Raw genomic sequence first — 24784 nt, 5'->3', positions numbered from 1 at the left:
TAAAAAATTGAGAGATGAAAGTATGGAGATTGAGGGCTACGAAAAAATTATAGAGGCGGGAAAAATAGCTTCTAAGGTTAGAGAGGAGGCGATAAAATTAATAAAGCCAGGAGTTAAGCTGTTAGAAGTTGCTGAATTTGTTGAAAATAGAATTAGAGAGTTGGGAGGAGAGCCTGCTTTTCCATGCAACATATCAATTAATGAAATAGCTGCTCACTACACACCAAAATTGAATGATAACTTAGAATTTAAAGAGGAAGATGTTGTTAAATTAGATTTAGGAGTTCATGTGGATGGATATATTGCAGATACTGCCATTACAATAGATTTATCAAATTCATACAAAGATTTGGTAAAAGCTTCTGAAGATGCATTATACACAGTTATTAAAGAGACAAATCCACCAATGAATATTGGAGAGATGGGAAGGATTATTCAAGAAGTTATTGAAAGTTATGGTTATAAACCGATATCTAACCTCTCTGGGCATGTGATGTATAGATATGAGTTGCATACTGGAGTTAGTATCCCAAACGTTTATGAAAGAACAAACCAATACATAGATGTTGGAGATTTGGTAGCTATAGAGCCATTTGCAACAGATGGGTTTGGAATGGTTAAAGATGGAAATCCTGGAAATATATATAAATTCTTAGCTAAAAGACCAATTAGATTACCACAAGCAAGAAAACTTTTAGATGTTATATCAAAAAACTATACATATTTACCATTTGCTGAGAGATGGGTTTTAAAAAGTGAAAGTGAGAGATTGGCTTTAAACTCATTAATTAGGGCTTCATGTATATACGGCTATCCAGTATTAAAAGAGAGAAAAAATGGAATGGTTAGCCAGGCAGAGCATACAATATTAATAACTGAAAATGGTGTTGAAATAACAACAAAATAAATTTGAAGACAATAATACTTTATAATGGAAAAATTAATTTTGCTTAATTTATTAGGTGAATAATTATGAAATTCTATAACAGAGAAAGAGAGTTAAATTATCTAAAAACCTACTGTCAGTTAGAGCCCAATTCTATACTCTTTGTTTACGGCCCTAAATCTTCTGGAAAAACTACGGTAATGCTTAGAGTTATTGAGGAATTATCTAAAAATAATAATTTTGTATTTTTTTACTATGATTTGAGGGAATATGCAACACCTACAAAAGAGGAATTTTTGGAAATATTTTTTGAAAAAGGGGATAAAAAATACTTATTAAACAAATTAGAGATTGACTTAAAAATATTCAAATTTGGAATAGAGGAAAATTTTGATTTTAAAAATTTATCTTTAAATGATGTTTTTAATAAAATAAAAGAAAGTATTAAAGAAGTTATTAAAGATAGAAAAAAGCCGATTTTAATAATTGATGAGTTACAGAAGTTAAAAAATATTTATTTTAACGGGGGAAAATCGTTATTAAACGAGCTATTTAATCTCTTTGTGCATTTAACAAAAGTTCGGCATTTATGCCATGTAATTTGTTTAACATCAGATACTTTATTTATCGAAGAGATTTATAGAAATTCTGCCTTAAAAAATACTTCTGAATATTATCTAATTGATTGGCTAAACAAGGAAGATATCAAAAAAATCTTAAAAGAAGAGGAATTTAGCGAAGAAGAAATTGATTATGCTTTAAATTATCTATCTCTACCTTATGAGATTTCTCAACTGATAAATAATAAAAAATTAGGACTATCCATAGAAAAGACAATAAAACAGTGGATAAATATTGAAAAAGATGCATTAATTTATCTATTAAAATCAAATAAAGAAAAAAAAGAAAATTTATTAAAAGTTTTAAGTAAGTTCAAAGAGAAGATTGAGGTAGATATAAATAATATTGAGGATGAAATTTTTGAAGATGTTAAGTTTTTAATTAAGAATGAGGTTTTATTTTATGATGTTATTAATGGAATAATAAAGCCAACTTCTATTATTGAATGGTATGCTATTAAAGAGGCTTTAAAATAATAATTGAGTGAGGGATAAGATGATTATTATATTGGACAATGGAGGGCAGTATGTTCATAGAATACACAGAAGTTTAAAATATATTGGTGTAGCTTCAAAAATTGTCCCAAATACAACACCATTAGAAGAAATTGAAAGTAATGAAGATGTTAAAGGAATAATACTAAGTGGAGGACCAGATATTGAAAAAGCAAAGAGCTGTATAGATGTTGCTTTAAATGCTAAACTACCAATATTAGGGATTTGTTTAGGGCATCAACTAATTGCTTTGGCTTATGGTGGAGAAGTTGGGAGGGCTGAAGCTGAGGAATATGCATTAACAAAGGTTTATGTTGATAAAGAAAATGATTTATTCAAAAATGTTCCAAAAGAGTTTAATGCATGGGCTTCACATAAGGATGAGGTTAAAAAAGTTCCAGAAGGTTTTGAGATTTTAGCTCATTCAGATATATGTAAAGTTGAAGCGATGAAGCATAAAACAAAGCCAATTTATGGAGTTCAGTTCCATCCTGAAGTCGCTCATACTGAATATGGAAGTGAGATTTTGAAAAACTTTTGTAAAGTTTGCGGTTACAAATTTGAAGAATAAAGCATTTATATAAGTTGATAGCAAATATTTCATTATCTAAATAATTTAAATCTTTTTTGGTGAAATTATGTCATTATTGTTAATTGTTGTTGGCTTAATCATTGCATTGGTTGTTTTAGGTATTGTAATTTATGTTATCTCAATATACAACAGATTCCAAACATTAAAAAATGGGGCTGAGGCAACATTAGGGCAGATAAGAGTAGCTTTAAAAAAGAGATTGGACATGATTAACCAGCTTGTTGAGGCAGTTAAAAGCTATGCAAGCTTTGAAAAAGAAACATTAACAAAAATAACTGAGCTAAGAAGTAGTGTTTTAAAGGCAAATACAACAGAAGAGATTCAAAGTATAGAAAGGGAATCAAGGAATATTTTGGGAAATATTTTAGTTGTAGTTGAAAATTATCCTGAATTAAAAACATCTGAGACAGTTAAAGAGTTGATGAATGCAATAAAAGAAATAGAGGATGAGATTGCAAGGCATAGATACACATACAATAATATAATCCAAGAATTTAACACAAAAGTTGATTTGTTCCCTTCAAATATTGTAGCAAATTTATTTGGATTTAGAAAGATGGATTACCTACAATTTGAAGAAGAAATATATGAAAGACCTGAGATTAGCTTTTAAATTTTTTATATAGTGTTTTTCAAAGTGTTTTATGGAGTAAGGAATTTATAAAAGCCCTGCAGGCTTTTATATAAGGCCTTGGAAATTTTATAAGTTTGAAAAACACTATAATTTTGAGGGATTTTTATGAAAGAAGAAAAGAAAATGATTATTTTTTGCAGTGTTATTTTTGTTGTAGGTGTTTTAGGAATATTTTTGGTTAATTCAAGTAATGGAATAGGTTATGCTGATATTGGTGTTAAGAATTATGAAGCAAATTTGTATATTGACAAAAATTTAACCTTAGAAGAAAAATATACTTATGAAATTTTGATAGATGGCAGATATAGAATGCTATACAGAGATTGGAAAGTTCCATTAACTTATAATAACAATTTGGAAATTCCTTATATAAAGGTTTCAAATCTTTCTGCTTCGTCTAAAAATATGGTTGGATATGTTGTAGATTATAAAGGGAATGTTTTAGTATTTAGCAATAATAGTTTGATAAAGAAGAAAATAAAAGAGCTTGTAGTCGAATACAATGTAATAAACGAAGTAGGGTTTTATAATCCTTACAGATACAATACTGGGGTTTATACAACAAACTATAGGTTTTGTATCTATCCACCAATTGAAACAGATGGAAAGGTTTCTCATATAAATTTAAAACTTGCAGATGAGCATTTACCATACAAAAATGTTAAAATCAATATAATTGACAAAAATAACAGCATATTAAATTTATTTGTTTATCCATCAACATTTAAAGTTTATAAAACAAGTTTTGGATATACAATTGAAGGAAATAGTCCAAAAGATGAAATGATTGAGATAGAAATGCTCTTAAAACCAAATTCTGTTAATGGATTTTTAAATTATATTAATGGTGTTGAAGAGAAAGCATTATCCGCATACGACAAATACATTTTAATAAATAACATTATAAAATTCACAAAATATGCTTTAATAGCCATTATTTTGTTGTTTCCATTAATTGCCTACATTGTGTATTTAAAATATGGAAAAGAAAAATTTTACGTAGTTCCTGAATATTTAAGCTATGTTCCAAACAAAAATAGAAAACCATGGGTTGTTAATCTTATATTTAATGGAGAAGTTGGGAATTTTGATAAAAATGGATTTTACGCTACTTTATTGGACTTGCATAATAGGGGCCATATAAAAATAATCAGAGATGATGGAAGTGTAAAAATAAAAATTTTAAAGAACGATGAAAATTTAAATGATTTAGACCTATATGAGAAAGCAGTTATGGACTTTTTAATTAGGTATGCTAAAAATGATGAGTTCAATCCAAAAGACCTTGAAAGAATTGTTTCTTATAGGGCTGATAAATATAAAATTAAAAGGTTATGGAATGAGATTAATAGAGTTATGAAAAATCCACCATTCTCCTCAACATTAACAAAAAAATTCTTAGAAACAAAAGGAAAAGATATATTGTGGATATCTTTGGCAATTTCTATAATATTAGTGCTAATTTTATTTGGCATCTCAATGAGCTACTCTAAATATTATCCAACGCTTAAAGATATCCCATATCTTTCATTCATCTTAGTTATACAGAACATAATATTGATATTAACTCCAAAATCTTTATTTGGAAGATGGAAAAATGATTATTATAAAGAAAAATTGGAATGGGAGGCGTTTAAAAACTTTTTATCTGACCTTGCAATGATTAAAAAATATTCTCCAGAAGATATTTCAATTTGGAAAGAATGGCTTGTATACGGCACAGCATTAGGAGTTGGCGAAAAGGTTGTGGAAGCGATGAAATCATTAAATATAAATATTCCGGAAGCTGATATTGCTCCAGCAGTTTATATCGCCTATGGTTCAATGTATTCATCTATAAATAATGCTTATAGTTCTACTGTAGCAAGCTCTTCCATTAGTTCTGGTGGAGGATTTGGAATAGGAGGAGGCTTTGGTGGCGGTGGAGGAGGAGCAAGATAAAACAGGGAGTGAAATTATGGAAAAAAAGGTTACAATAGTTGGAGCAGGTCCTGGAGACCCTGAGCTAATAACAATCAAAGGAAAAAAGGCAATAGAAGAGGCAGATGTTATTATTTATGCTGGTTCATTAGTTAATGAAAAACTCTTAGAATATAACAAAAAAAACGCTGAAATTTACAATAGTGCAAATATGGATTTGGAGGAAATTGTTAATGTAATGGTTAAAGCTGTCAATCAAGGAAAAAAAGTTGTTAGATTGCATACAGGAGACCCATCTATTTATGGAGCTATAAAAGAGCAGATTGATGAATTGGCTAAGCATGGAATAGATGTTGAAATAATTCCGGGAGTTAGCTCTTTATTTGCAGCAACTGCTTCATTAAAGGTTGAGTTAACACTTCCAGAGGTTTCTCAGACAGTTATTATCACAAGACCTGAAGGAAGAACTCCAATGCCTGAAAAAGAGAAGTTAAGAGATTTAGCTAAGCACCAATCAACAATGGCTATTTTTTTAGGCGTTTCAATGATTGATAAGGTAGTTAAAGAGCTAATTGAGGGAGGTTATAAAGAAGAAACCCCAGTGGCTGTTGTATATCATGCTTCATGGGATGATGAGAAAATAGTTAGAGGGACTTTAAAAGATATAGCTGAAAAGGTAAAAAAAGAGGGGATTAAAAAAACCGCCTTAATAATTGTTGGGGAAGTTTTAAATCCAAAGCATTATGCATACTCTAAACTTTATGATAAAAAGTTTGAACATGGTTATAGGAAGAAACAGAGAAAATAAGAGGCATCACCGAGCGAAGCGAGGTGATGCATCCCTTTTGATGAAACTTTTTTGAAAAGTTTCAGTCAAAGCTTTATGATAAAAACTTTGAACATGGTTATAGAAAAAAGAAATAATCTAAATTTTTTAATTTTACTTATTTTTTCTTTCTTCTATTTTTTCAAGCAATATTTTTAAATCAGTTTTTTTAGTTATGTTAGTTTCTTTTTCTAATAACTCTTTAACTTTTTGTTCAATATCTTCTAAGCTATTAGCACTTTCTAACAACTCCTTAATAGATTCCATATTTGCCATATATGGTAGGACATCATACATTAACAATTCAATCTCTTTTCTTTGGTTCATGCCTATCCCTTATAGCAATTTCTCTAACTATATAAGTTATTTGCCTTTCTAAGTTATCTATTTTAGCATACAACCTATAAATTAAGTAAAATAGAATCACAATTGATATATAGATAAGTGCATCAACTCCTCTCCCAACACCCAAAAATTCTGCAACATATCCAAAGAATTCTGGGAATATTAAAAATATTATAACTAAGCTCCAGACAAAAATCCAAAATAATCCTTCGTTAATACTTATGTTTCTCTTTTTTAGTTGCAACAAAACCCTTGATAAAGCAAACAATGCAAATATAACCCCAACTATTTGAATTAATTCCATAAACTTTTCCTCCAAAATTTTTATAAATCTTTTTTATTAATACTCTATCAAACTCATATATATCTTTAATTAGGGATTGTTATGAAGCATCTAATCTCAATGAGGGATATCGGGAAACAGGAAATTTTAGAGATTTTAGAAGAAGCCAAGAAAATGGAGGAGCTTTTAAATACAAAGAAGCCTTTAAAGTTGTTGGAAGGGAAAATATTAGCAACTGTTTTTTATGAGCCATCAACAAGGACAAGATTGAGCTTTGAAACTGCCATGAAGAGGTTAGGTGGGGAAGTAATAACAATGACTGATTTAAAGAGCTCTTCTGTTGCAAAGGGAGAGAGTTTTATAGATACAATTAGGGTGATAAGTGGTTATGCCGATATAATTGTTTTGAGGCATCCAAGTGAAGGAGCGGCGAGATTGGCTTCTGAATATTCTCAAGTTCCAATTATAAACGCTGGAGATGGGAGTAATCAGCATCCAACCCAAACACTTTTAGATTTATACACAATAATGAGAGAAATTGGAAAAATAGATGGAATAAAAATAGCTTTTGTTGGAGATTTAAAGTATGGAAGAACTGTTCATTCCTTAGTTTATGCTCTCTCTTTATTTGATAATGTTGAGATGTATTTTGTATCCCCAAAAGAATTAAAGATGCCAAGAGATATAATTGAAGATTTAAAAGCTAAAAACATCAAATTCTATGAAAAAGAAAGTTTAGATGAAGTTGATGATGATATAGATGTTTTGTATGTAACAAGAATTCAAAAAGAGAGATTCCCAGACCCTAACGAATATGAAAAGGTTAAAGGTAGCTATAGAATAAAAAGAGAATACGTTGAAGGAAAGAAATTTATAATTATGCATCCACTACCAAGAGTTGATGAAATTGATTATGATGTTGATAATTTACCTCAAGCAAAGTATTTTAAGCAGAGCTTTTATGGAATTCCTGTAAGAATGGCTATTTTAAAGAAGTTAATTGAAGATAATGAGAGATAAACGAATATTAACCATTTAATTATAAAATAAACCTCTTCAAATCAATAGCATTATAAGGACACATCTCATGACAGCAATAGCAGTTTATGCATTTCTTCCTATCTATTTTCAAATCAGTTATTGCATTAACTGGACAAACTTTTTCACAGATTCTACACTTTAGGCAGTTGCTTCTATTTATTTTTGGCTTTGGAGTCATAATGTTAAAAATTATTTTGATTATTTGAGGAGGTAATATAGAATTTAAAAAAACTGTGTCTGGTTTCTTAAATTTGATAGGTTTTATTTCATTAAAAGATTTTTTCTCATTTTTATCAGCATCTATTACTTCAAAATCAACTTTAAGCAATCTATTTGTTAAAATATCATCCATCCTATAGCCAATGTAATAGGAAGCTAATAAATCAACTGCTACTGGATTTGTTGAGCTTATAACTATCTTTGAATGCTTTGGCTTTCCGTTACTTGGGCCGTTTCCTTCCATTCCCCAAATTCCATCCATTATGGTTATTATTTTCCTATCTTTTGTTATAAACTTATAAAGCTCAACCAATAGCTTTGCAAAATCTTCTTCCTTTGGAAAATGTCCATGAAGTTTTGGCTTCAGTCCTCCAGGAACACAGCCATATAAATTTTTAACAGCCCCAGTAAATTTCATCAAAACATGAGTCTTTAACTTAGGAAGATTTATTATCAAATCACTCTCAACAACAGTTTTTGGAATTGGAACTTCTCTATCAAGGATTTTTGTTTTTACATGCTCATCTTTCTCAAATGGAATATATTCTATACCATATTTTATACAGACATCTTCAATTCCAGAAACTCTAAAGGATTTTCTTGTTGAATACCCAGAAGATTCTCCAACGACAATTTCCCCATCAAAATTATTCTGTAAATATTTTATAACCCACTCTAAGAATTTTGGATGTGTTGTAACTGCTCTCTCTGGTGGATATGGGCCAAGAATATTTGGCTTTATCAATATTTTATCAAATTCTTCAAGATTGCAAGATTTAAATGTTAAATCTAAAATGTTATTATCTAACGAATCATAATCTTCCCTTATTACATAAAACACCTTTTCCATAGTTACCCCCTAAATTTAAAATAACATTAAAAAATAATTTGACATTCCAATTATTTATAAAAGGTGGTTCTATGGTTTATGTTGATGCCCACTGTCATATAGAAGATAAAGCATTTAATAAAAACAGGGATGAAATAATTGAAAGGGCTAAAAAAGAAAATGTAATAATAATTACAAGTGGAGCAAGCTTGGGAGGGTGTTTGAGAGCTTTAGAGTGCAAGAAAAAATATAATATTTATTTAACTTTAGGCTATCATCCTTCAAGAGTTAAAGCTGATGATAAAGTTGTAGAGAAAGTTTATAATTTAATTAAAAATAACGAAAATGAAATTTTAGCTGTTGGAGAGATTGGGATGGATATTAAAGATGAAAACTATGAAAGGCAGGAAGAAATATTTAAAAAATTTTTATCATTAGCAGAGGAGCTTAATAAACCAATTGTAGTTCATGCAAGAGGTTTTGAGAGGAAGATATTTGATATAGCTAAAAATAAAGTTAATATCATGTTTCACTGCTATAGTGGAGATATAGAGTTAGCTAAAGAGATTGGAAGGGATGGAAATTTAATATCTATCTCAACACTCATCTGCTTTTCAGAACATCACAAAAAGCTTGTTGAGGAATTGGATTTAGAATACCTAACTACTGAAACTGATAGCCCTTACTTATCTCCAATTAAAGGAGCTAAAAATGAGCCAAAAAATGTTAAATTAGTTGTGGAAGAGATAGCAAAGATTAAAGAAATGGATGTTGAAGAGGTGGCAGATATTATTTATAAAAATACATCTAAATTTTTTAAGAGGAGATTGTGATGTGTCATCTAAAACCTATTGGAGTTGTGGAGCAGAATGAGAATTACACTATCTTAAATATATTTGATGAGTTTGTAGATGGATTAGACGGATTAAAGGAGGGAGATTACATTATCCTTCTTCTCTGGTTTCACAAAAATGATAGTGAAGAAAAAAGAAAGATTTTGAAGGTTCATCCAAGAGGGGATATAAAAAATCCATTAAAGGGAGTATTTGCTACTCGTTCCCCATATAGACCAAATCCTATTGGAAAATACACCGTAAAAATCCACAAAATAGATAAAAATAAAATTTTTGTTGATAAAATTGATGCTTATGATGAGACACCAATAATTGATATAAAAATATTTTCAGAAGAGTTGGATTGTCCAAAAATCTAAATTTTAAAATTAGAAATTATTTTAATAAATTTTTATTTTGTACAATTTTCAATACTATTATATTTATAATCGTAATATATAAATATAAAAATCAAATAGAAAAATAATTATCTACATAGTTAGTTTGTTAAATATAATTAAGAAAATAAATAAAAATATACACATATACAAAATAGGGAGAAACTATGTTTGATATATTTGGGAATAATAAAAAAAGGTCCTAAGACATTAGAAGGTAAAATAAATAAGATGTTAACAGGAGATGGTAGAAAAAAGCCAGTATGGGCAAAGAAAACGGCAACATTGGAAGAAATGCTTGGCATTGAAAAAACCAAAAAAGAAAAAGAAAACTTCATCTAAAAAGAAAAGGAAGTAACTTTATTTATTATTTTGCTATTTTTAATTTTTTGAATATAAACTCCTATTTTGATGAGTTGGTGAGATTGTGTTGGGAAGACATCATTTAGGAATTACCGTTGGATTCTTTATACCAATTTTAGCTTTTGGAGTTTATGGAGCAATGATTAACCATATTGAGTATTTGTACTACAGCTTTTGTATAATTTTTTCAGCGTCAATTGGGGCGTTGCTTCCTGATGCAGATTCTGAAGGAAAATCAAAATTATACTACAAATATAGAGCAATATATTACCTAATGATATTAATTTATGATATAATTGTGCTGTTTTTCAATAATCAAAAAATTAAAGAAAAACTAAAAATAGGATACAACATTAAAAAACAGCATAGAGGAATATTGCATACACCAATTGGCGTATTTTTATCATCTCTTCTATTAACAGCAATATTTTCATTAATCTACATAACATTTTCAATTTATTTGGGCATTAGTATTGATTTTCTCATTGTTTTATCAATATTTATAGGTCTATTTTTTGGACAGATTATGCATTTAATTGAAGATTCATTTACTGTTTCTGGAATAAATTGGCTATTTCCTTTTGGAAATAAAATAATAAATGGAAAAATATACACTTTTGGGAAGGATGGAAAAGTCGATATTAGACCTGAATTATACACTTGGTTTTACACCGTTACAGGTTTTGCAATTTTAGGAATTGTAATGTTTTTTAGCAACACCCTTCCTTCAGATAAAATATTTGGAATTATAGGAATGGGCATGGTTATAAATACCATTTCACTTATTGGACTGTATTTTATATCAAATAGTGATAGAAATTTATGGCTTGTAGATAGAAAAAATTGGAAACGAATGCAAAAGTCTTTTAAATCTAAAACAAACTATAAAAATCTAAAAAAATACAACAAATCAAGAAAAAGACGTAAAAGTTATAAAAATAAATAGCAATTTGTTTAATTTACGAAATATTTATTTCTTATCTCCATAATATATTTTTAATGCCTCTTCCAAACTTTTTCCTTCAATAGTTATTGCATATATTGCATTACACATTCTTATCGCATCATCCAATGGTTTTTGATGAATATTCCTTCCAGTTGCATTTCCTCTTGCTCCACTAATATTAATTTGCTCCCAAATCTGTTTTAAAAATTTCTCTGGCTCTGTACTTTTTCCTCCAGCACATAAAACTCCTGTTCTTCCAGCAGCTAAAACTGCTTCTTTAAATCTTTCCGCTGGATTATCACATTTAGGATAATTAACTTTAACAAAATCAGCCCCTAAGCATGCAGCAACACCTGCAGCTCCAGCTATTAGGTGAGGGTCTTTTTCATCTTCAACATTTTTACCTCTTGGATAACTCCAAATTATTGCAATTAATCCATGCTTATGGGCCTCTAAGATAATTTTAGATGCTTCTTCAAACATAATATGCTCATATTCACTTCCAGGATAGATTGTATAACCAACACCCAATATATTTAGCCCAGAATTTTCTTTAAACTCAACGACATCTTTAACTGTTACTAATGCTCTGCTTATAGGGTCTCTGCTTTTTACTAAATGAGTTTTTGAATTAATCTTCACAATATAAGGAATTTTTCTATAATCCATTCCATATCTCGCTATTAAACCAAGTTGGGTAGCAAATGCACAAATCTTTCCCTTACTTGCTATATTAAATAAATGCTCTGGAGATGCATCTTCTTTCGCTATCCCCTCCCCAAAGAAGTCATCATTTAAATGCTCAATTTTTTGGTCTCCAGCAAATAACATAACATTTCCTGTCTTTTTTGTTAGCTCTAAATAGTTGCTAATATACTCTTTTTTAACACTTTCTGGAACTGTTAATGGAACTTTTACATCTTTCTTTCTAAGCTTTTTTACCATAAAAACCCCCAATAATAAATATATGCATTTACTATAATAATATGTTGTTAATAACATCTATTAATAAATTCCTGTTGGGGGAAAGTATGGAGCTATTTAATATTTTAAAAGAAAAAATTAAAGAAAAAGAAGTTATAACACCCAAAGAAATGGCAATTATTGATGATAATGCAGAGTTTTTGGGGATTCCTAAAATATTACTAATGGAAAATGCTGGAAAGGCAGTTTATGAAGAAATTAAAAATATTGAAGCAGAGGAATATATTATTTTTTGTGGGACCGGAAATAATGGGGGAGATGGGTTTGTAGTTGCGAGACATCTTGGAAAAGGGGAAGTTATATTAATTGGAAAAGAAGGGGAGATAAAAACTTATGAAGCAAGAGAAAACTTTAAGATACTAAAAAATTTGGCAGAGTTTGGAAATATAAAGATTAGAGAAATTAGAAGGGCTGAAGAAGTTGAAGATATATTTGAAAGATTAAAAGATAAAAAAGCTGTTATTGTAGATGCGATGATTGGAACTGGTGTTAAAGGAGAGCTAAGAGAGCCGTTTAAAACAATTGTTGATAAAATTAACGAATTAAAGAAAATAAATAAAGATATCCTTGTTGTAAGTGTTGATGTTGAGACAGGGCACTTAAAGAGTGATTTAACCATAACCTTCCACAAAAGAAAGACAATAAATAGAGAAAATGTTATTGTAAAAGATATAGGTATTCCAAAAGAGGCTGAGTATATAGTTGGCTGGGGGGATTTAAAAGCTCTAAGGAAGAGAGATAGCAACAGTCATAAAGGGCAGAATGGAAAAGTTTTGATTATTGGAGGAAGTAGAGATTTCTTTGGAGCTCCTATATTGGCAGGTTTATCAGCATTAAAAATTGCTGATTTGGTGGGGATTTTATCAGTTGATAAGGTTATAGATAAATTAAATCATCCAGAGTTTATTATGTATAAGGTTGAAGGAGATTATTTAAGCTCTCAACATGTTGATTATGCTTTAAATATAGCTAAAAAGTATGATGTTGTTGTATTGGGAAATGGTTTAGGAGCTAATAATAGAACTAAGGCATTTGTAAATGAATTCCTATCAAAATATGATAAAAAAGTAGTAATTGATGCCGATGCCATTAAGGTTATTGATTATAATAGCTTTGAATTCTCTGAAAATTACATCTTCACACCACATAAAAAAGAGTTTGAATACATGAATGTTGACTTAGAAAACATTGAAGAGATAAAATCAACAATTGTGTTAAAAGGGAAGTATGATATAATATTTAACGCTGATAATTTAAAAATAAATAAAACTGGAAATGCAGGAATGACTGTTGGAGGAACTGGAGATGTTTTAGCTGGTTTAATTGGGGCTTTATTTGCTGTTAATGAAGCTTTCATCTCTGCATGTTGTGGAGCGTTTATAAATGGATACGCAGGGGATTTACTATTAAAGGAGAAGGGTTATTGCTACACATCCCTTGATTTAATTGAGAAAATCCCTAATGTCTTAAAAATCTTTGAATGAAACTTTTAGTAAAAGTTAGATGAAAACCTTAACGGTTTTCATTGCTCGAAGCAAAGCTTCGATTAAATAAAAACTCTTTGAGTTTTTGTAGCTAAAAAGCAGAGCTTTCTGTTTCATCAAAACGTATCTATTCAGCCCTAATTAATGTCTATTGGGAAAATAAATAATAATTAGGAGGGATTATGAAGGCAGATTTGCATATACACACAAAATATTCAGGAATTGGTAGATTTTGGAAACTTAAATTTCCAGACTCTGTTGAAGAGCCAAGAAATATATTGAAAGTTGCTAAGAAAAGAGGTATTGATATTATAGCAATAACAGACCACAATACAATTAGGGGAGGGATTGAGGTAAAGAAATTAGAGAAAGAGTTTGGAGTAGAGGTTATTGTAGGTAGTGAAATTATGACTACTGAGGGAGAAATTATTGGTTTATTTTTGAATGAAGAAATACCAAAATATTTAACTCCAGAAGAAACCATAGAAAGAATTAAAGAACAAGGAGGTTTAGCCATAGCCCCACATCCATACAGCCCTATATGTAAAGCCCTTGGAGATAGGATATTTGATTTAGATTTGGATGGAGTTGAGGTCTTTAACGCTTATCATAGAGATGGTATTGTAAATAACATAGCTTTAAATAAGGTTATAAAAAATTATTACAAAAAGCCGTTTGCATTTATTGGGAGTAGTGATGCCCACATAGCGAGAATGGTAGGGAATGCCTATACTTTATTTGAAGGTAATTCAGCTGATGATTTATATAAAGCAATAGTTAAAAAAAGAACAACTTATGGAGGAAAGGCAACACCTTTATATCAAGCCATATTATGGAGTTATGATATTGTTTATGAGTCAGAGAAAAAGTTAATAAAATCTTTAATATTTAATATAGACGATGACACTATAAATTCAATAAAATTCCATAAAAAGATTTTGGGGGTTTTTGGGGGGTTTATCTATATACTTACACCTCTTCCAATAGTTTCAGGATTTTTAGGAAATTACTACCTTAAAAAGAAAGCAAAAGAAAAAATGAAAGAAATTTAAGTTTGAGAACATGATGATGGCATTGCAGATATTTATAAAGATACTTCCAATAATGTTTTTTGGGATTCTTTTAGCAAATCTTATGTATCATCTAAATATCTTATACAAACTTCAAAAATATATAAAAAATAAATACTTCCCAATAATTGCTGTCTTTTTTGTTAGCTCAACATCAGGTAGCTTTTTATTAAAAAATTTATTAAATAGGGGAGCAATTTCAGAAGAAAATCTTTTACCAATTTACTTTTTAGGGATGTTTGTATTTGGAATCCACATAATCTTATTTTATGCTATACCAATGGCTACAAGTTTGGGTTGGTATGTTGGAGGCATCTATGTGCTAATAAAATTTTTGGTAACATGCAATTATTTGATTATAAGTGTTTTAATGCTTAAAAAAAGGAAATATGATATTGATATTGAATTTAAATCAAAGTCAGAAGGTTTATATGGAGCTATAAGAGATACATTTAAGCAGTACTTTAGAGTTTTAACATCATTTGTTCCATCTGTTTTGATAATAACTTATCTTATTGAGCATGGTTTATTGGATGTTGTTGAAAATTTTGCTGGCTCTTTATTAAATGCTTTAAATTTATCCCCTACTATTTTAGTTATAGTGCTTACAGGGTTAGCTACAATTTCAGGGGCTATAGGTATTGCATCTGGGCTTTTAGATGAAAATATATTATCCCCAAATGAAGTTCTCTTTTCTTTATTTCTCGCAGAATTTTTAAATAGGGTAGTTCTTTATTTGAGAAAGTATTTACCAATACAGCTCTCAATATTTGGAAAAATTGGGATGAAATTAGCTACTTTACATTTAATTGTTTATGAGATATCTTTTTTAATTGTAATGGTTATTTGGTATCTCTTTTTTATCATTTAGATTTATTTTTAAACTACCCAACTAATTTTTCTAATAACTAAATATTCATTAGATTTTTTTGCAAAAAATTTTTTATAATTAGAAATTTTAAATAAACCATAGCATCTTCCAAATACCATATTAAAAAACCTAAATATGGTGAGGAAATGAGAATTTCCCCATTAACAGCAGGGTTGATAGGAGGTTTTACAGCAGCAATGTTGCAGGCATTGTTTAAAGTGTTCCCACCACCAGCTTATGGTATTTGTATAGCATGCCACACAAGAGATTTGGTAAATTGGATTGTTAATCACTTATTTGGAACTTCATTAGGTTTAGCACCAGTTTCAAAGGTTTTTCCTGTTTTAACTGTTGTAGGTATCTTTATTGGGGCTTTAATAGGGGCATTTGCACATAAAGAGTTTAAATTAAAACAAACCCACAATCCAGTTATTGGTTTTATTTTAGGGATTTTGGTTATTAACTTTGCTTTATTGATGGGAGGTTGTCCTGTAAGAGAAACATTGAGAACAGCTTATGGAGATATTGTAGCGTTGATAAGTTTAATAGCTATGTTTGCTGGGGTAGTTGTAGCAAGTGAAGTTTACTTAAAAAGAAACCTCTAACAGAATTTTTGCAGATTAGATATTTACTTTGGAACTTTGATGCCAAAGGCATCTCTATTCAATAGAAAATTTAATTCCTGCAAAAATTCTGTTATAAAAATGTTTTAAGGTGGTTTTATGGAATATCTCCACGTAATTGGAACATTTGTATTTGGTATAATTTTAGGTTATTTGTTCCAAAGAGCAAGAATGTGTTTTGTTGGGGGAATGAGAGACCTTTATTTAATAAGAGATACATGGTTAATTAAAGGTTTATTTGGGTTCTTTGCTGGAGCATTAATTGGATATATCATATTTAGTGCTACTGGATTAATTTCAGCGTTCCCATGGTTCGTTGATAAGGGATTAGCTCCAATTCCAGGAGACCCATTAGGAGCGAGTGGAACTTTAATGGGACATTTAATAGTGGCTATTGTTGGTGGTTTTGGAGTTGGATTTTTCTCAGTTATTCAGGGAGGCTGTCCATTAAGAAACTATGTTATGGCTGCTGAAGGGAATAAAACAGCTATTGCCTATGTGTTTGGATTAGCCGTTGGAGCAGTTATATTCCATAAGTTTGTAGCTCCATTAGTAAAAGCAATATTAATTTAAATCTCTTTTTTTCTTTTGTGGGAGTATGAAAGGGAAAAAGATAGCTATTGTTTCTCACTGCATATTAAACCAAAATAGTGTTGTTAATGGATTAGAGAGAGCTGAAGGAGCGTTTAATGAGGTTGTTGAAATTCTTTTAAAGAATAATTATGGAATAATTCAACTACCATGCCCCGAGTTAATTTATTTGGGAATTGGTAGGGAAGGAAAAACAAAAGAGGAATATGACACAGAAGAATATAGAAAACTCTGTAAAAAACTTTTAAAGCCAATAATTAAATATCTGCAAGAATATAAAAAAGATAACTACAAAAAATTTATTTTAATTGGAATAGAAAATTCCCCAACCTGCGATATTTTTAAAAATAGAGGAATCTTAATGGAAGAACTTTTAAAGGAGATTAAAAATTTAAATATCAACATTAAGGCAATAGAATACCCAAAAAATGAAGAGGATTATGAAGAATTTATAAAAACTTTAAAGAAGATGATAGAATGATTTTGGGAATAGATGTTGGCTCTACAACAACAAAAATGGTTCTAATGGAAAATAACAGAGTAGTTTGGTATAAAGTTGAAGATATTGGAGTTGTTATTGAAGAAGATGTTTTATTAAAAATGGTTAAAGAGATTGAGCAGAAATATTCAATAGATAAAATTATAGCAACTGGATATGGAAGGCACAAGATTAGTTTTGCAGATAAAGTAGTTCCAGAAGTTATTGCCTTAGGAAAAGGGGCGAGATATTTCTTTAATGATGCTGATGGAGTTGTAGATATTGGAGGGCAAGATACAAAGGTTTTAAAAATTGATAAGGATGGGAAGGTTATTGATTTTATCCTATCAGATAAATGTGCCGCTGGAACTGGGAAATTCTTAGAAAAGGCATTAGATATCTTAAAAATTGATAAAAATGAAGTAGATAAATATAAATCAGATAATGTTGCTAAGATATCATCTATGTGTGCTGTTTTTGCTGAAAGTGAAATAATAAGCTTACTGTCTAAAAAAATTCCAAAGGAAGAGATTTTAATGGGAGTTTATGATAGTATAATAAATAGAGTTATTCCAATGGTGAATAAGCTTAAAATACAAAATGTAGTGTTTAGTGGTGGAGTTGCTAAAAATAAAGTTTTAGTAGAGATATTTGAAAAAAAATTGAATAAAAAACTTTTAATTCCAGAAGAACCACAGATTGTCTGCTGTGTTGGAGCTATATTAGTATAATTTATAATTTATTTCTCATCAATGAATAATGGTGGAAGTTCATCATCAACTCCTGGAATATAACCAAAAGTGTCCCTAATCTTCAACTGCATTCTATGGAATATATAAGCTAAAGGGATGTCCATTGGACAAACATCCTCACACTGCCCACAGTTTATACAGCTTTGAGATATATGGCTCAATCTAATTCCTTGGAATATTAATGGGTTTGGAGGGATTTTACCTTTCTCTTCAACATAATCTTTCTCTAATCTACATTCAACACAGAAACATAGTGGGCAGTTATCTCTACAACCATAACACTTTATACATCTATTCCAATATTTCTGCCACTCTTCAAGGTTTGGATATTCATCTTCCAAATGTATTTTTTGGAATTTTTTGGCTAACTTTATCATAACATTCTCTATCTTTTCTCTAATTTGAATTGCCTTTTCTGAAGGTTCTTTAATTTTGATATATCCTTCTTTTTCAGCATCTTCAATTAACTTTTTTCCTTTTTCTGAACAGATTTCAACAAAAGTCCAACCCTTCTCAGCTCCCCAATTTCCACAAGCCAAATCAGCCATTCTTGGAATCATAATTTCGCATCTTTGACAGTTTTTTCTTCTACCAAAACCTTTCTCTTCTAACTCATCTATTTTGATAGCTTTATGTTCCCCACTTTTTAATTCAATAATAAACTTACCTTTGTCAATCTCTTCTTTAACGACATCTAATGGATTGACTTCATAAAATAGCTCAATCATTTTCATAGCTGTTATTGGACTTATTGTCCCTCCACAATTCAAACCAATCATATAAATGTTATCTAAATTAATTTGGTTTAACTTTGCTAACTCTCTTATAGCCATTGCATCACATGGTTTGGTAGAGACGGCAATTTTCTTATCATTTAAGTATTTACTAATTATCTTTCCAAAATTTGTTGGAGCACAGTGAAGAGAGCCAGCAGTTTCTATCAACTCATCTGAATTTGTTATAAATACTGGGATTCCATCGTAGATATCTTCTCCCCTTTTTAAAGCTAAGACTCCATCAACAAATTTTTTATCCAATAAATATTTAAATAGGGCTGTTACTGCCCCTCCACATTCTGCTTTATTTAAAATCCTGCTATCAGTTGATTTTACCAAGAGATATTTCATGATACCACCTTAATAATCTCTTTTTGGATATCTTCTAATGAATTAAAGCCTAAATCAATCCCAAGCTTTTCAGCTAAGTTTTTAATTATCATCCAATCAGTCATCGCCTCTCCTGGAGGATTAACCGCCTTGTTTATCTTCTGCAATCTTTTGTCAGTGTTTATAAACGTCCCATCTTTTTCTGCCCAGCATGAAGATGGAAGAACAACATCAGCAAATTCTGCTGTTTCACTCATTATAATATCCTGAACAACTAAAAATTCAGCATTTTTTAATATATCCTCACTAATTAAAGCAGGATTCTCACCCATTATGTATAAGCACTTTGAATCTTTTAACAAATTTATATATTCGTCTTTATTTAAAGCAGGGATACCAATAAGTGTTGCCCCGACTGTATTGCAATGTTTTGCTATTGGTAGAACTTTAGCTCCACTTTCTTTTACATTTTTAATTATTTCATCGGCATTTATTGGAGCATTAATTATAATCATTGTATCTTCATCAACACTGCTTAAATCAATTTTTGAATAATCATCAACTCTTATGAATTTATCAGCATTTAATTTTAAGATTTCTTTCTCATCTATATTGAAAATTGCTACCTTAGCCCCTTTTTCCTTTGCTTTAATAACTTTTCTTCCAATTAATGTATGTTCAGAAAAAACATCACCAATAATTATAATGTTTTTTGCATTCTCAATGTCATCAATACTTGTAGAAATTTCAGCATAATTGGCTTTTGGAGAATTGCAGATACAATGTCCAATCCTTGCTTTTAAGTTATCGGCCAATTTTTTTAACGCATAATTATCTTCATTTGTGCATTTTCCAGAAGCAATAAAGGTTATATCTTCAGCATTGTATTTTTTTAAATTTTCTGCAATAAAATCTAATGCTTTATCCCAACTAACTTCAACAAACTTTCCATTTTTCTTAATTAATGGTCTTTTCAATCTCTTCTCATGGTAGATTATTTTATAACAGTTTTGTCCATATAAACAGCTCTTTCCTTCATTTATTGGATGTTTCTTGTATGGATGAGCTCCTACAACCCTATCATCTTTAACAATCAAATCAATTCCACATCCAACACTACAACCTGGGCATATAGTATGCACAACTTTCATAATTACCACCCAAAATATTCTAAAACTTAAATAATATTTGTCATAAAAACTCTTAGCTTATTTTTGTATCTAAGCTTAATTTTGATTTTTAGCTTTCCTTTTATCTTACTAATTTTAACTTTTTGATGCTTATTTTAATATTTATTGTGATTTTAGTAATATAAATTTTTAAAAAATATTATAATACATTAAAAGTTTCATATATTTAACATTAATTTTTCTAATATATATAACAATATTAGAAATTTTAAAGATAAAATTTTTATGGCTTAAAATACACTCTTTTAATGAATTCTTGATAAATAAAACTTAAATGTCTATAAGTTATTAGAAAATCTAATAACTAAATAGATATTAAATTTGGTGATATAATGCAATTAAAGGCAGTAGAAAAATTAATGCAAAAATTTGCCAATAGAAAAGAACAACTTTACAAGCAAAAAGAAGAAGGTAGAAAGGTTTTTGGAATGTTCTGTGCTTATGTTCCAATAGAAATAATTTTAGCGGCAAATGCAATTCCAGTTGGTTTGTGTGGAGGTAAAAATGATACAGTCCCAATAGCAGAAGAGGATTTACCAAGAAACCTCTGCCCTTTAATAAAATCATCCTATGGGTTTAAGAAGGCAAAATCATGTCCTTACTTTGAAGCATCAGATATTGTCATTGGAGAAACAACATGTGAAGGAAAGAAAAAGATGTTTGAATTGATGGAAAGAATGGTTCCTATGCATATAATGCACCTTCCACACATGAAAGATGAAGATTCTTTAAAAATCTGGATTAAGGAAGTTGAAAAGTTAAAAGAATTAGTTGAAAAAGAAACAGGTAATGAAATAACTGAAGAAAAATTAAAAGAAGCTATAGATAAAGTAAATAAACTTAGAGAGTTATTCTATAAGCTTTATGAGCTAAGGAAAAATAAACCAGTTCCAATTAAAGGATTAGATGTTTTAAAAATATTCCAATTTGCTTACTTATTGGATATTGATGATACAATAGAAGTTTTAGAGGATTTAATTAAAGAGTTAGAAGAGAGAGTTAAGAAAGGAGAAGGATTTGAAGGAAAGAGAATTTTAATAACTGGTTGTCCTATGGTTGCTGGAAACACAAAGATTGTTGAACTCGTTGAAGAAGTTGGGGGAGTTGTTGTTGGAGAAGAGAGCTGTACAGGAACAAGATTCTTTGAAAACTTTGTTGAAGGTTATAGCATAGAGGATATAGCAAAAAGATATTTCAAAATCCCATGTGCATGCAGATTTAAGAATGATGAGAGAATAGAGAATATAAAGAGATTAGTTAAAGAATTAGATGTTGATGGAGTTGTTTATTATACATTACAATGCTGTCACACATTTAATGTTGAAGGAACTAAAGTAGAGGAAGCATTAAAAGAGGAAGGAATTCCAATTATAAGAATTGAAACTGATTACTCTGAAAGTGATAGAGAACAGTTAAAAACAAGATTAGAGGCGTTTATTGAGATGATTTAAATTGAATTACGTTTTATTTTTTATTCTATTTTGTTCTACCTATTTTTGGATAGTTTTGTTATTAAATTTTCTAATATGTACTTTTATATATCTTAATTACATTAATTCATTTTTTGTGAGAGTATGATAGGAATCTGCATGCGTTCCAAAGAAGGGTTTATTTTTAACAACAAGTTATTAGATTGGGGCATACACTATTGCTCAAAAATAGTAAAAGAAAATAACATCATCGGCTATCACGCCCCAATTTTAAATTTGGATGAAAAAGAGAGTATTTCTATTTTAAAAAACATAATTGAAAATATCAAAGGAAGAGATTATCTAACAATCCACTTACACAATGGAAAAAATAAAGATATTGACAAAGAACTTTTAGTTGAAAATCTAATGATTATTAATGAATTTGCACAAAAGAATAATTTAAAATTATGCATAGAAAATTTAAGACATGGATTTTCATCAAATCCAAACAATATAACTGAGATAGCAGATGAAGTTAACTGTTTTATAACATTTGATATTGGACATATTCCTTATGATAATAGATTGGAATTTTTAGAGATTTGCTCTGATAGAATTTATAATTCTCATGTATATGAGATTGAAAAGGATGGAAAACATCTACCACCTAAAAATCTTAACAATTTAAAACCAATATTAGATGCTCTCTTAGATGTTAAATGTGAAATGTTTTTAATTGAATTAATGGATATTAGGGATATTTTAAAAACTGAGAAGATGATAAAAGAATATTTAGAAACATATAGGTGATAGTTTATGATACTTAATGAAAATAGTCCTAATTTTATTGACTTCAAAAAATCATTTAAAGAACTAACTTTATCTGATGAAACATTTAAAATAATTGAAGAAAATGGGTTAAAGCTGAGTGAAATTGCAGTTGGGGAATTTTCAGGTAGAGATAGTGTAGCGGCAATAATTAAAGCTATGGAAGAAGGAATCGATTTTGTTTTGCCAGTTGTTGGATTTACAGGAACTGATTATGGAAATATAAATATCTTTTACAAAAACTGGGAAATTACAAATAAAAGAGTTAAAGAAATTGATAAAGATAAAGTTTTATTACCTTTACATTTTATGTTTGAGCCAAAACTTTGGAATGCATTAAATGGAAGATGGGTTGTTTTACTTTTAAAAAAATATAATTATTACAGCCCATGTATTGGATGCCATGCATATTTGAGGATATTGAGAATTCCATTGACAAAACATTTAGGGAGGAAGATAATTAGTGGGGAGAGGGTTTATCATAACGGTGATTTTAAAATCGACCAAATAGAAGAAGTTTTAAGTGTTTATAGTAAAATTTGTAGAGATTTTGATGTTGAGCTAATTTTGCCTATAAGATACATAAAGGAAGGGAAAAAGATTAAGGAGATTATAGGATATGAATGGGAACAAGGTAAAAAGCAATTTTCATGTGTTTTTAGTGGAAATTATAGAGATAAAGACGGAAAAGTAATTTTTGAAAAGGAAAATATTTTAAAACTATTAAACGAATTTATATATCCAGCATCAATTGAGATTTTAAAAGAAGGATACAAAGGGAATTTTAATTATCAAAATATTGTAAAAAAGTTTCTTTAGTGAGAAAATGAGAGCTATTTTAATATTATTAGATGGTTTAGGGGATAGAGCATCTGAAATTTTAGATAATAAAACCCCACTACAATTTGCAAAAACACCTAACTTAGATAAATTGGCTGAAAATGGAATGTGTGGCTTAATGACAACGTACAAAGAAGGAATCCCGTTAGGAACTGAGGTGGCTCATTTTTTACTTTGGGGATATTCCTTAGAGGAATTTCCGGGGAGGGGGGTTATTGAGGCATTAGGGGAAGATATAGAGATTGAAGAAAATGCCATATACTTGAGGGCATCATTAGGATTTGTTAAAAAGGATGAGAAAGGATTTTTAGTAGTAGATAGGAGAACTAAAGATATTGATAAAGATGAGATTGAAAGATTAATAAATGACTTTCCTACTTTTGTAGATGGGTATGAATTTGAGCTTTTCTATTCTTTTGATGTTCATTTTATATTAAAAATTAAAGAAAGAAATGGATGGATTTCAGATAAAATCTCTGATTCTGACCCATTCTATAAAAATAGGTATGTTATGAAAGTTCAGCCAATAAAAGAGCTGTGTAAAAATGGAGTTGAATACAACAAAGCAAAAGATACTGCAAAGGCGTTAAATAAATATCTTTTAAATGTTCATAAAATCTTAGAAAATCATAAAATAAATAGAAAAAGAAGAAAAATGGAAAAAATGCCTGCTAATTTTTTATTAACAAAGTGGGCATCAAGATATAGAAAGGTGGAGAGCTTTAAAGAAAGATGGGGAATGAGAGGAGTTGTTTTAGGTAGCAGTTCATTATTTAAAGGATTAGCAAAATTCTTAGGAATGGATTTTATAAAAATTGATAGTTTTAAGGAAGGGATAAATTTAATTCCTGAGCTAAATTATGATTTCATTCATTTGCATACAAAAGAAACAGATGAGGCTGCCCACACAAAAAATCCACTAAATAAAGTTAAGGTCATTGAGAAGATTGATAAACTTATAGGCAATTTAAAATTAAATGATGATGATTTACTTATAATAACTGCTGACCATTCAACACCTTCTGTTGGAAGTTTAATTCATTCTGGAGAAAGTGTTCCAATAATATTTTATGGAAAAAATGTTAGAGTAGATAGTGTAAAAGAGTTCAATGAAATAAGTTGCTCAAATGGACATTTAAGAATAAGAGGAGAAGAATTAATGCATCTAATTTTAAACTATACAAACAGAGCATTATTATATGGTTTAAGAGCTGGAAATAGGTTAAGATATTACATCCCAAAAGATGATGACATAGGACTTTTGCAGGAATAAATTTTTTATTGAATGTTGATACCCTTTAGGCATCCAATTTCCAAAATATTTA

At 29.4% G+C, this 24784-nt stretch carries 28 protein-coding genes; 22 read left to right on the top strand and 6 right to left on the bottom strand.

The window, feature by feature from the left end; genetic code table 11:
• Window positions 1-22: 22 nt before the first annotated feature.
• The 6 genes from map to cobM all read left to right on the top strand — a co-directional run bounded on the left by map (window position 23) and on the right by cobM (window position 5955).
• On the top strand, window positions 23-907 hold the full coding sequence (gene map, locus JH146_RS01520; protein WP_048201351.1) for a type II methionyl aminopeptidase: 885 nt from the start codon (window positions 23-25) through the stop codon (window positions 905-907).
• Between the two features lie 65 nt (window positions 908-972).
• Window positions 973-1983, top strand: a complete 1011-nt coding sequence (locus JH146_RS01515) for an ATP-binding protein (protein WP_048201350.1) — start codon at window positions 973-975, stop codon at window positions 1981-1983.
• A 19-nt stretch (window positions 1984-2002) separates the two neighbouring features.
• Window positions 2003-2572: a GMP synthase subunit A gene (locus JH146_RS01510; RefSeq protein WP_048201349.1), complete on the top strand. Its 570-nt coding sequence runs from the start codon at window positions 2003-2005 to the stop codon at window positions 2570-2572.
• A 67-nt stretch (window positions 2573-2639) separates the two neighbouring features.
• Window positions 2640-3206, top strand: a complete 567-nt coding sequence (locus JH146_RS01505) for a LemA family protein (protein WP_048201348.1) — start codon at window positions 2640-2642, stop codon at window positions 3204-3206.
• Between the two features lie 126 nt (window positions 3207-3332).
• Complete coding sequence (locus JH146_RS01500; RefSeq protein WP_048201347.1) at window positions 3333-5168, top strand: DUF2207 family protein; 1836 nt, start codon at window positions 3333-3335, stop codon at window positions 5166-5168.
• A gap of 16 nt (window positions 5169-5184) precedes the next feature.
• Window positions 5185-5955 carry a precorrin-4 C(11)-methyltransferase gene (gene cobM, locus JH146_RS01495; protein ID WP_048202572.1) on the top strand — a complete coding sequence of 257 codons (771 nt, stop codon included), beginning with the start codon at window positions 5185-5187 and terminating at the stop codon, window positions 5953-5955.
• Between the two features lie 132 nt (window positions 5956-6087).
• Here the strand turns inward: cobM and JH146_RS01490 are convergent, their stop codons facing one another.
• The gene (locus JH146_RS01490; RefSeq protein ID WP_173400798.1) at window positions 6088-6300 is read right to left on the bottom strand and encodes a hypothetical protein; all 213 of its coding nucleotides are present in this window, start codon (window positions 6298-6300) and stop codon (window positions 6088-6090) included.
• The gene (locus JH146_RS01485) at window positions 6278-6622 is read right to left on the bottom strand and encodes a DUF2304 domain-containing protein (protein ID WP_048201346.1); all 345 of its coding nucleotides are present in this window, start codon (window positions 6620-6622) and stop codon (window positions 6278-6280) included. Before JH146_RS01485 ends, JH146_RS01490 begins: the two co-directional genes overlap by 23 nt.
• 81 nt (window positions 6623-6703) lie before the next feature.
• Between JH146_RS01485 and pyrB the strand changes: the two genes are divergently transcribed.
• Window positions 6704-7621 carry an aspartate carbamoyltransferase gene (gene pyrB / locus JH146_RS01480; protein ID WP_048201345.1) on the top strand — a complete coding sequence of 306 codons (918 nt, stop codon included), beginning with the start codon at window positions 6704-6706 and terminating at the stop codon, window positions 7619-7621.
• A 19-nt stretch (window positions 7622-7640) separates the two neighbouring features.
• Here the strand turns inward: pyrB and JH146_RS01475 are convergent, their stop codons facing one another.
• Window positions 7641-8711, bottom strand: coding sequence for a DUF362 domain-containing protein (locus JH146_RS01475; RefSeq protein ID WP_048201344.1), 1071 nt, complete (start codon window positions 8709-8711; stop codon window positions 7641-7643).
• A gap of 71 nt (window positions 8712-8782) precedes the next feature.
• Between JH146_RS01475 and JH146_RS01470 the strand changes: the two genes are divergently transcribed.
• The 4 genes from JH146_RS01470 (at window position 8783) to JH146_RS01460 (ending at window position 11230) form a co-directional block, all read left to right on the top strand.
• Window positions 8783-9523, top strand: coding sequence for a TatD family hydrolase (locus tag JH146_RS01470; RefSeq protein WP_048201343.1), 741 nt, complete (start codon window positions 8783-8785; stop codon window positions 9521-9523).
• Window positions 9523-9903, top strand: a complete 381-nt coding sequence (gene tsaA, locus JH146_RS01465; protein WP_048201342.1) for a tRNA (N6-threonylcarbamoyladenosine(37)-N6)-methyltransferase TrmO — start codon at window positions 9523-9525, stop codon at window positions 9901-9903. Before JH146_RS01470 ends, tsaA begins: the two co-directional genes overlap by 1 nt.
• 198 nt (window positions 9904-10101) lie before the next feature.
• The gene (locus tag JH146_RS08620) at window positions 10102-10263 is read left to right on the top strand and encodes a hypothetical protein (RefSeq protein ID WP_153232483.1); all 162 of its coding nucleotides are present in this window, start codon (window positions 10102-10104) and stop codon (window positions 10261-10263) included.
• Between the two features lie 85 nt (window positions 10264-10348).
• A complete protein-coding gene (locus JH146_RS01460; RefSeq protein WP_048201341.1) occupies window positions 10349-11230 on the top strand; it encodes a metal-dependent hydrolase in 882 nt (293 codons plus the stop codon).
• A gap of 24 nt (window positions 11231-11254) precedes the next feature.
• Here JH146_RS01460 and JH146_RS01455 read toward each other — a convergent pair whose 3' ends face one another.
• A complete protein-coding gene (locus JH146_RS01455; protein ID WP_048201340.1) occupies window positions 11255-12175 on the bottom strand; it encodes a beta/alpha barrel domain-containing protein in 921 nt (306 codons plus the stop codon).
• A gap of 86 nt (window positions 12176-12261) precedes the next feature.
• Between JH146_RS01455 and JH146_RS01450 the strand changes: the two genes are divergently transcribed.
• The 7 genes from JH146_RS01450 to JH146_RS01420 all read left to right on the top strand — a co-directional run bounded on the left by JH146_RS01450 (window position 12262) and on the right by JH146_RS01420 (window position 18062).
• Window positions 12262-13698, top strand: a complete 1437-nt coding sequence (locus JH146_RS01450) for an NAD(P)H-hydrate dehydratase (protein ID WP_153232482.1) — start codon at window positions 12262-12264, stop codon at window positions 13696-13698.
• A 182-nt stretch (window positions 13699-13880) separates the two neighbouring features.
• The gene (locus tag JH146_RS01445) at window positions 13881-14750 is read left to right on the top strand and encodes a PHP domain-containing protein (RefSeq protein WP_048201338.1); all 870 of its coding nucleotides are present in this window, start codon (window positions 13881-13883) and stop codon (window positions 14748-14750) included.
• A gap of 10 nt (window positions 14751-14760) precedes the next feature.
• Window positions 14761-15639 carry a hypothetical protein gene (locus tag JH146_RS01440; protein ID WP_048201337.1) on the top strand — a complete coding sequence of 293 codons (879 nt, stop codon included), beginning with the start codon at window positions 14761-14763 and terminating at the stop codon, window positions 15637-15639.
• A gap of 146 nt (window positions 15640-15785) precedes the next feature.
• Window positions 15786-16244 (top strand): YeeE/YedE family protein, encoded by a 459-nt coding sequence (locus JH146_RS01435; protein ID WP_048201336.1) that lies wholly within the window; start codon window positions 15786-15788, stop codon window positions 16242-16244.
• Window positions 16245-16361: 117 nt separating this feature from the next.
• Complete coding sequence (locus tag JH146_RS01430; RefSeq protein ID WP_048201335.1) at window positions 16362-16835, top strand: YeeE/YedE thiosulfate transporter family protein; 474 nt, start codon at window positions 16362-16364, stop codon at window positions 16833-16835.
• Between the two features lie 25 nt (window positions 16836-16860).
• Window positions 16861-17334 carry a CD3072 family TudS-related putative desulfidase gene (locus JH146_RS01425; RefSeq protein ID WP_048201334.1) on the top strand — a complete coding sequence of 158 codons (474 nt, stop codon included), beginning with the start codon at window positions 16861-16863 and terminating at the stop codon, window positions 17332-17334.
• Complete coding sequence (locus tag JH146_RS01420) at window positions 17331-18062, top strand: acyl-CoA dehydratase activase (protein WP_048201333.1); 732 nt, start codon at window positions 17331-17333, stop codon at window positions 18060-18062. The genes JH146_RS01425 and JH146_RS01420 overlap by 4 nt, the downstream gene beginning before the upstream one ends.
• A gap of 8 nt (window positions 18063-18070) precedes the next feature.
• On the opposite strand, the gene JH146_RS01415 is transcribed toward JH146_RS01420, so the two are convergent.
• Together JH146_RS01415 and JH146_RS01410 are read right to left on the bottom strand one after the other, a co-directional pair.
• On the bottom strand, window positions 18071-19210 hold the full coding sequence (locus tag JH146_RS01415) for a Coenzyme F420 hydrogenase/dehydrogenase, beta subunit C-terminal domain (RefSeq protein ID WP_173400797.1): 1140 nt from the start codon (window positions 19208-19210) through the stop codon (window positions 18071-18073).
• Window positions 19207-20340, bottom strand: coding sequence for a molybdopterin oxidoreductase family protein (locus tag JH146_RS01410; protein WP_048201331.1), 1134 nt, complete (start codon window positions 20338-20340; stop codon window positions 19207-19209). The genes JH146_RS01415 and JH146_RS01410 overlap by 4 nt, the downstream gene beginning before the upstream one ends.
• A gap of 371 nt (window positions 20341-20711) precedes the next feature.
• Here JH146_RS01410 and JH146_RS01405 point away from each other — a divergent pair, with 371 nt between their 5' ends.
• The 4 genes from JH146_RS01405 (at window position 20712) to apgM (ending at window position 24732) form a co-directional block, all read left to right on the top strand.
• The gene (locus JH146_RS01405; RefSeq protein WP_048201330.1) at window positions 20712-21830 is read left to right on the top strand and encodes a double-cubane-cluster-containing anaerobic reductase; all 1119 of its coding nucleotides are present in this window, start codon (window positions 20712-20714) and stop codon (window positions 21828-21830) included.
• A gap of 123 nt (window positions 21831-21953) precedes the next feature.
• A complete protein-coding gene (locus JH146_RS01400) occupies window positions 21954-22601 on the top strand; it encodes a sugar phosphate isomerase/epimerase family protein (RefSeq protein WP_048201329.1) in 648 nt (215 codons plus the stop codon).
• 6 nt (window positions 22602-22607) lie between these two features.
• The gene (locus tag JH146_RS01395) at window positions 22608-23438 is read left to right on the top strand and encodes a hypothetical protein (RefSeq protein WP_048201328.1); all 831 of its coding nucleotides are present in this window, start codon (window positions 22608-22610) and stop codon (window positions 23436-23438) included.
• A gap of 7 nt (window positions 23439-23445) precedes the next feature.
• On the top strand, window positions 23446-24732 hold the full coding sequence (gene apgM, locus JH146_RS01390; RefSeq protein ID WP_048201327.1) for a 2,3-bisphosphoglycerate-independent phosphoglycerate mutase: 1287 nt from the start codon (window positions 23446-23448) through the stop codon (window positions 24730-24732).
• Window positions 24733-24784 lie beyond the last annotated feature (52 nt).

The organism is Methanocaldococcus bathoardescens (assembly GCF_000739065.1).
GTDB lineage: Archaea > AGJL01 > Methanococci > Methanococcales > Methanocaldococcaceae > Methanocaldococcus > Methanocaldococcus bathoardescens.
This window is presented reverse-complemented; position numbering and strand designations above follow the sequence as displayed.